This window comes from Mesorhizobium sp. ESP7-2, assembly GCF_020164715.1.
GTDB lineage: Bacteria > Pseudomonadota > Alphaproteobacteria > Rhizobiales > Rhizobiaceae > Mesorhizobium.
The window spans coordinates 80,538-87,726 of sequence record NZ_JAIUGQ010000030.1 but is presented as its reverse complement, the minus strand read 5'-3'; the positions used below and the strand labels follow the sequence as shown (position 1 = coordinate 87,726).

The 7,189-nt window shown below is 64.1% G+C and carries 7 protein-coding genes; all 7 read right to left on the bottom strand.

Annotated features, from left to right (window positions below):
- The coding region (locus LB543_RS24110) for a branched-chain amino acid ABC transporter permease (protein WP_224615823.1) at positions 1–954 on the bottom strand (954 nt) is incomplete at its 3' end.
- 22 nt (positions 955–976) lie between these two features.
- Entirely contained in the window at positions 977–1,864 is an 888-nt protein-coding gene (locus tag LB543_RS24105) for a branched-chain amino acid ABC transporter permease (RefSeq protein ID WP_224615810.1), read from the bottom strand.
- Positions 1,865–1,871: 7 nt separating this feature from the next.
- The gene (locus tag LB543_RS24100; protein WP_224615808.1) at positions 1,872–2,582 is read right to left on the bottom strand and encodes an ABC transporter ATP-binding protein; all 711 of its coding nucleotides are present in this window, start codon (positions 2,580–2,582) and stop codon (positions 1,872–1,874) included.
- The gene (locus tag LB543_RS24095) at positions 2,575–3,354 is read right to left on the bottom strand and encodes an ABC transporter ATP-binding protein (protein WP_224615821.1); all 780 of its coding nucleotides are present in this window, start codon (positions 3,352–3,354) and stop codon (positions 2,575–2,577) included. Before LB543_RS24095 ends, LB543_RS24100 begins: the two co-directional genes overlap by 8 nt.
- An 11-nt stretch (positions 3,355–3,365) precedes the next feature.
- Positions 3,366–4,574 carry an ABC transporter substrate-binding protein gene (locus tag LB543_RS24090; protein ID WP_140765551.1) on the bottom strand — a complete coding sequence of 403 codons (1,209 nt, stop codon included), beginning with the start codon at positions 4,572–4,574 and terminating at the stop codon, positions 3,366–3,368.
- 306 nt (positions 4,575–4,880) lie between these two features.
- Positions 4,881–5,363 carry a hypothetical protein gene (locus LB543_RS24085; protein WP_224615807.1) on the bottom strand — a complete coding sequence of 161 codons (483 nt, stop codon included), beginning with the start codon at positions 5,361–5,363 and terminating at the stop codon, positions 4,881–4,883.
- Between the two features lie 168 nt (positions 5,364–5,531).
- On the bottom strand, positions 5,532–7,127 hold the full coding sequence (gene rtcR / locus LB543_RS24080; protein ID WP_224615806.1) for an RNA repair transcriptional activator RtcR: 1,596 nt from the start codon (positions 7,125–7,127) through the stop codon (positions 5,532–5,534).
- Between the last annotated feature and the right edge of the window lie 62 nt (positions 7,128–7,189).

Below are 7,189 nucleotides of genomic sequence, written 5' to 3'. Positions count from 1 at the left end.
CCCCATCACCCGCGCATATACCTCCCCCACAATCCCGCGCCGAAACACCAGCACGCAGACCATGAAGATCAGCCCGGTGGCGATGGTCACCGGGAAACCTGATGTGGCCAGCGTGTTTTCCAGGCCGACGACGAGGCTGGCGCCGATGATCGGGCCGACCATGGTGCCGATGCCGCCCAGAAGCGTCATCAGGATCACCTCGCCCGACATCTGCCAGGTGACGTCGGTGAGCGTGGCGAACTGGAAGACGATCGCCTTCAGCGAGCCCGCGAGCCCGGCCAGCGCCGCCGACATGACGAAGGCGCCGAGCTTGTAGCTGGCTACGGAATAGCCCAGCGAAATGGCGCGGTTCTCGTTTTCGCGGATCGAGCGCAGGATCATGCCGAAGGGCGAATTGACGATGCGCCAGATGGCGAAGACGCCGAGCAGGACCACGACAAGCACGAAATAATAGATGTTCATCGGGGCGTTGAGGTCGAGGACACCGAACAGCACGCCGCGCGGCACGCCCTGAATGCCGTCCTCGCCTTGCGTGAACGGCGCCTGCACGCAGAAGAAGAAGAACATCTGCGACAGCGCCAGCGTGATCATGGCGAAATAGATGCCTTGCCGGCGGATGGCGAAGAAGCCCATGACGAGGCCGAGCAGTGCGGCGCCCGCCATGCCGAGCAGGATGCCGGCCTCCGGCGGCCAGCCCCAGACCTTGACGGCGTGGGCGGTGAAATAGGCGGCGCCGCCGAAGAAGGTGGCGTGGCCGAACGACAGCAAGCCGGTATAGCCGAGCAGGAGATTGAAGGCGCAGGCAAACAGCGCGAAACACAGCATCTTCATCAGGAAGATCGGGTAGACGAAGAAGGGCGCCGCCAGCAGCGCCAGTATGCCGAGCCCGACCAGCACCCATTCGAGCCTTGCCGAGGGTTTGGCGGATGTCTCGCGGAGCGAAAGCTCGGCCATGTCGGATGTCCCTTCCGCCATGTCAGGCGTCCCTTCCGAACAGGCCGGCCGGGCGGACCAAAAGCACGATCGCCATGATGACGAAGACGACCAGGTTGGATGCCTCGGGGTAGAAGACCTTGGTCAGGCCTTCTGCCAGGCCAAGCATGTAGCCGGTGACGATGGCGCCGAGGATCGATCCCATGCCGCCGATCACGACGACGGCGAAGACGACGATGATGAGATCCGATCCCATCAGCGGGCTGACCTGATAGACGGGCGCGGCCAGGATGCCGGCGAGGCCGGCGAGCGCCGAGCCGAGGCCGTAGGTGAGGGTCAAAAGCAGCGGCACGTTGACGCCGAAGGCCTGGACGAGACGGGGATTCTCGGTTGCCGCGCGCAGGTAGGAACCGAGCCTGGTCTTCTCGATCAGCGCCCAAGTTCCGAAGCAGACGATCAGCGAGGCGACCACCACCCAGCCGCGATAGTTGGGCAGGAACATGAAGCCGAGATTGGTGCCGCCGGCCAGCAGCGGCGGCACGGCGTAGGGGTTTCCCGACACGCCGTAATAGTAGCGGAAGACGCCCTCGAGCACGAGCGCGAGGCCGAAGGTGAAGAGCAGGCCGTAGAGCGGATCGGTGTCGTAGAGCCGCGACAGCGCCAGGCGCTCGACCACGACGCCGAACAGGCCGACGATCAGTGGCGCCAGGACCAGCGCCGGCCAATAGCCGATGCCGAGATGGGTGAGCAGGAGATAGCCGACGAAGGCGCCGAGCATATATTGGGCGCCATGGGCGAAATTGATGACGCGCAGCAGGCCGAAGATGACGGCCAGGCCGAGGCTCAGCATGGCGTAGAAGGAGCCGTTGATCAGGCCGACCAGCAACTGGCCGAGCAATGCCTGGACGGGGATGCCGAAGATCATCGTCATGGCGTCATCATACACCCAGAATTTCGTGGAGCAGCGTCATGCGGTCCGCCAGTTCGCCGGTCGGGAATCCGGCCACGACCTTGCCGTGCTCCATCAGGTAGAAGCGGTCGGCGACACGGCTGGCGAAGCGGAAATTCTGCTCGACCAGCAGGATGGTCATGCCGCGCTTTTTCAACGTCGCCAGCAGTTCGCCGATGCGCTGGACGATGACAGGGGCGAGACCCTCGGTCGGTTCGTCGAGGAGCAGCATCTTGACGCCGGTGCGCAGCATGCGCGCGATCGCCAGCATCTGCTGTTCGCCGCCCGACAGCCTGGTGCCGGGGCTGTTGCGCCGCTCCTTCAGATTGGGGAAGAGATCGAAGATTTCCTCGACGCTCATGCCGCCCGGGGCGACGACAGGCGGCAGCACCAGGTTCTCGTCGACGGTCAGCGTCGAGAAGATGCCGCGCTCTTCCGGCACGAAGCCGATGCCCTGGTGCGCGGTGCGGTGCAGCGGCAGCCGCATCAGGTCGGCACCGTCGAAAACGACCTTGCCGGTTCGCCGGCGGATCAGGCCCATGATGGCGCGCAGCGTCGTCGTCTTGCCGACGCCGTTGCGGCCGAGCAACGTCACTGTCTCGCCGGCAAACACTTCGAGGTCGACGCCGTGCAGCGCATGGCCCTCGCCATACCAGGCGTTCAGGCCGCTGACCGCAAGCAGGGGCGCGGTACTAGTCATCGGCGGTGCCCATATAGGCGACCTTGACGCGCTCGTCGCGGCTGACGGTGGCGTAGTCGCCGGCCGCCAGCACCTCGCCGCGCTGCATCACCGTTATCCAGTCGCAGAGATCGGCTACCACGGTCAGATTGTGCTCGACCATCAGTATGGCGCGGTCACTCGCCACCGAGCGGATGAGGGCGGAAACCGTGGCGACGTCCTCATGGCCCATGCCCGCCATCGGCTCGTCCAGCAGCAGCACCTTGGGATCCAGCGCCAGCGTCGTGGCGATCTCGAGCACGCGTTTCCTGCCATAGGAAAGATCGCCGGCCAGCCTGTTCGTCGCGTCGTCGAGGCCGACGGAACGCAGCAGCTCCATGGCGCGCGGGGTCAACCGGTCGAGCGCCGCCAGCGAGCGCCAGAACTGGACGCCGAGCCCGGCCGGCCGCTGCAGCGCGACGCGCACATTGTCGAGCACGCTGAGGTGCGGAAAGATCGCCGATATCTGGAACGAGCGCACCAGCCCCATCCGCGCCACCCTGGCCGGCGGCGTGCGGGTGATGTCGTGGCCGAGCAGGTCGATCCTGCCGCTGGTCGGCGCCAGGAATTTTGTCAGCAGGTTGAAGACGGTGGTCTTGCCGGCGCCGTTGGGGCCGATCAGGGCATGGATGTTGCCATGGCGGACATCCAGGTCGACATTCCTGACGGCGACGAAGCCGGCAAAGTCACGCCGCAGGCCGCGGGCGGAAAGCACCACCCGCGGCTCTTCCGCGCTCGGATCAGGCGGCACCATGGCCGCGCCGGTCACTGGGCCGCCGTCGGGCAGCCGCTTTCCTTTTCGCTCAGGAAGGCCTCCTTGCCGGGAATTGTGGCGAGGTATTTGTAGTAATCCCAATCCTTGGTGCTCTCGCTGGGCGCCTTGACCTGGTAGAGATACATGTCGTGGACCATGTTGCCGTCGGCCTGGACCTTGCCATTGGCGGTAAAGACGTCGTTCACCGGCAGCGAATGCAATTGCTTGGCGACCGCTTCGGTCTCGTCGGTGCCGGCCTTGTCGATCGCCTTCAAATACTGCGTCACCGCCGAATAGGTCGCGGCCTGGATCATGTTCGGCATGCGGTTGGTGCGCTTGAAGAAGCGCTGTCCGAATTCGCGGCTCTTGTCGTCGCGGTCCCAGTAATAGCCCTCGGTCAGCACGACGCCTTGCGCCGCCTGCAGGCCGAGCCCATGCACCTCGGCCAGCGTGAACAGGAGTGCGGCCAGGCGCTGGCCGCCCTGCACGATGCCGAACTCGGCCGCCTGCTTGATGGAATTGGAGGTGTCGAGGCCGGCATTGGCGAGCCCGATGACCTTGGCGCCCGACGATTGCGCCTGCAGCAGGAAGGACGAAAAATCGGTCGCGCCGAGGGGATAACGCACCTCGCCCAGCACCTTGCCGCCATGGCTCTCGACGAACTTGGCGGTCTGCTCCTTCAACGAATAGCCGAAGGCATAGTCGACGGTGACGAAGAACCAGCTGTCGCCGCCCTGCTGCACCAGCGAGCCGCCGGTGCCCACAGCCTGCGAATGGGTGTCATAGGCCCAGTGGAAGCCGTAGGGCGAGCACTGCTTGCCGGTGAGTTCGGTGGTCGCGGCACCGGTGACGATGTCGATCTTCTTCTTTTCCTTGGAAATCCCCTGCACGGCGAGCGCGACCGAAGAGGTCGTCAGCTCCATGATGGCATCGACCTGTTCGGTGTCGTACCACTGGCGTGCGATGTTGGAGGCGATATCGGGCTTGTTTTGGTGGTCGGCGCTGATGATCTCGACCGGTGCTCCCTGCACCTTGCCGCCGAAATCCTCGACCGCCATCTTGGCCGCCTCGACCGACCATTTGCCGCCGAAATCCGCATAGACGCCGGATTGGTCGTTGAGGATGCCGATCTTGACCTTGCCATCGGAAATCTCGGCGGCCGAGGCGGGAATCGCGGTGGCCGCGAGCAGCGCGGCGGAAACGACATAGCATAGCTTCATGAGTTTATTTCCTCCCAGTGTGGATGAATCCGGCCGCCCTCAACGATCGTCATCCGCAAGCACATTAGGAAAATGAGGCGGAAGGGCAAGGGGCGGCCGCGGATTTCATGGCGGCAAGGCCGACCCCATGGCGTGTGACACGAATATGTGAAGCTCGGCCGGCGACACACCGAGCTTGTTTGAGCCTGGACGGCTTCAACCCCCGGCCGCGACCAGATGGCCGTTGCCGGCATCACTCAGCGCCAGCTTCAGCGGGGCCTCGCCGATCCGGCGGGTGGCGCTGGGGATTTCCTAAATCCGCCGCCGCTATTTGGCTGCCGGCCTGTGTTGGCGGGCATAGGTTACGCAAGCATCCACGGTTGAGACACAAAGCGCGTCGCGCCTGTTCGGCAGATTGTTGTCGCCGGCATAGGCAACTTCGGCGACGTGGCCGCCGACCATGCGAACCTGCGTGTCGCAATAGCCGCCGGGAGCGACATTGACGGAACCGCCGACCGTCGGGATCGCCCCGACGGCCAAGGCAGGAACGACGACGCTGAGATTGCCGCGCTGGACGACGCGCTTATAGGTCCAGATCTGCCCGGACCGACCGACATCCGCGGTGGCGGTCGGAAACCCCGCGCACATTCGAACGTCGGCTTCACTGAGGCCGACCATTTCCTTGCGAGCCGCCGCCGCCGTGGGATCGACCTTGGCGATGCGCGACGTGTCGTCGGGAACGACGCAGGAAGACTGGACGACGACGATGAGACCAGCAAGGGCAAGCTTTCGAATGCAGGAAAATGTCATACCGATTATTGAGATCGCGTGGCGCCCGGCCGCCCTCTCTACCTAGGCAAGCAGGCCGCCGGATCAACCCGCATGCCTTCACGAAAAGGTGGTCGAGTAGGCCGCAGAGCTTTTTTGACTTCCGCTCGCCATGGATGAACCCGCCGGGCAGCCGACGAAGGACGTCCATCATTTCCGGGCGATGTCCTCGAAGCTCAAGTCGAACCGCATGAGATATTTGCGTAGCCGGTCGGCATCGTTGCCGCTGGTCTTTTGCAGCCGCGAAACGGCGAACAGTTTTCGGCCGGCGGCGCTGATCGAATTGCTGTCGCGGCAGACCTCGAGCACGGTGGCAAGTTGCGGCCGATCGAATAGGTCGATCCGGCTTTGCCGCTCGACACCCAAAGCCTCCACCAGGATGGCCTCGCGGCCGCCGGCATCCCCGGCACGCCACAGCATCGTCAGTCGTTCGATCTCGTCGCGCACGGTCTCCTCGTTGATGCGGCCGAGCGGCGCCAGTGTCGCCATGCGGGTAATGGATGCCGACAGATCGCGGAAATTGGCACGCCACATCGCCTGCGGCGCGATGGCGAATTTCAGGTAGAGATCCCGCGCCTCCCTGTTGAAGGTCACGTTCTGGCCCTCGCGTTCGCCGAAGCGGCGCAGCTCGAAGTCGAGGTTGGGCTCGATGTCTTCCTTGCGGTCGCGTAGCGCCGGAAGCTGGAAGGTCCAGAGATTCAGACGTGCGAACAAATCCTCGCGGAACCTGCCCTCCTTCACGCCGATCGACAGGTCGCGATTGGTGCCGGCCAGAAGCTGGAAATCCGAGATTACGTCCTGGTCGGCGCCCACCGGCAGGAAACGCTTCTCCTCGATGGCGCGCAGGCACATGGCCTGTTCGTCGATGCCGAGTTCACCGATCTCGTCGAGAAACAGCACGCCCTTGTTGGCCGACTTCATCAGCCCGGCGCGTTCGTTCTGCGCGCCGGTGAAAGCGCCCTTGACGTGGCCGAACAGCGTCGACATCGCCTGGTCGCCGCGCAAGGTCGCGCAATTGACCTCGATGAAGGCGCCGGAAACCTGCCGCTGCGCTTCCTTGAGTTCGTAAATGCGGCGCGCGAGCTGCGACTTGCCGGCGCCTGTCGGGCCGGTGAGCAGGACGGGCGCGCGCGAGCGGATCGTCACCTTCTCGATCTGGTCGATCATCTGGTTGAAGGCCGGATTGCGGGTGGCGATGCCAGACTTCAGGAACGACGTCGCCTCGTCGCGCTCCGCGGTAAAGCGTGTAGCGATCGCATCATAACGCGACAGGTCGAGGTCGATGATCGAGTGGCTGCCGGAGACGTCGTCGCGCCCATCCTTGCGGGGAGAGAGCTGTAGCAGGCGTGCAGGGATGAAGTGGGCCTCGGTGAGCAGGAACCAGCAGATCTGCGCGACATGCGTGCCGGTAGTGATGTTGACGAGATAATCCTCCTTCTCGGGATCGAACACATAACCCCGGGCAAAATCGCGCAGGCCGGTGTAGACCTCGCTGAAATCCCAGGGGTCTCTCATGCCGATGATATGCGGCCTGACCTCTGTCGCCGGCGAAACCTGTTCGATGTCGGCGATGATCTGCGTGGCGAGCTGCCGGGACTGTGTCTCGTGAATGAGTTCCAGGCGGTCAATGAACAATCCCTGCTGCTGGCACAGCGCAACCGTCGGCCGCCATTTCTTCCAGCGGTCGTCGGTGCGACCCGCATCGAGCGTCGTCCCGAGAATACCTATAGCGACCCGTCTTCGCATCTTATCCCGTGATATAAGAGTCGATACAATTGGATTATATTACAGGCTTCTTCTCGCGAAGC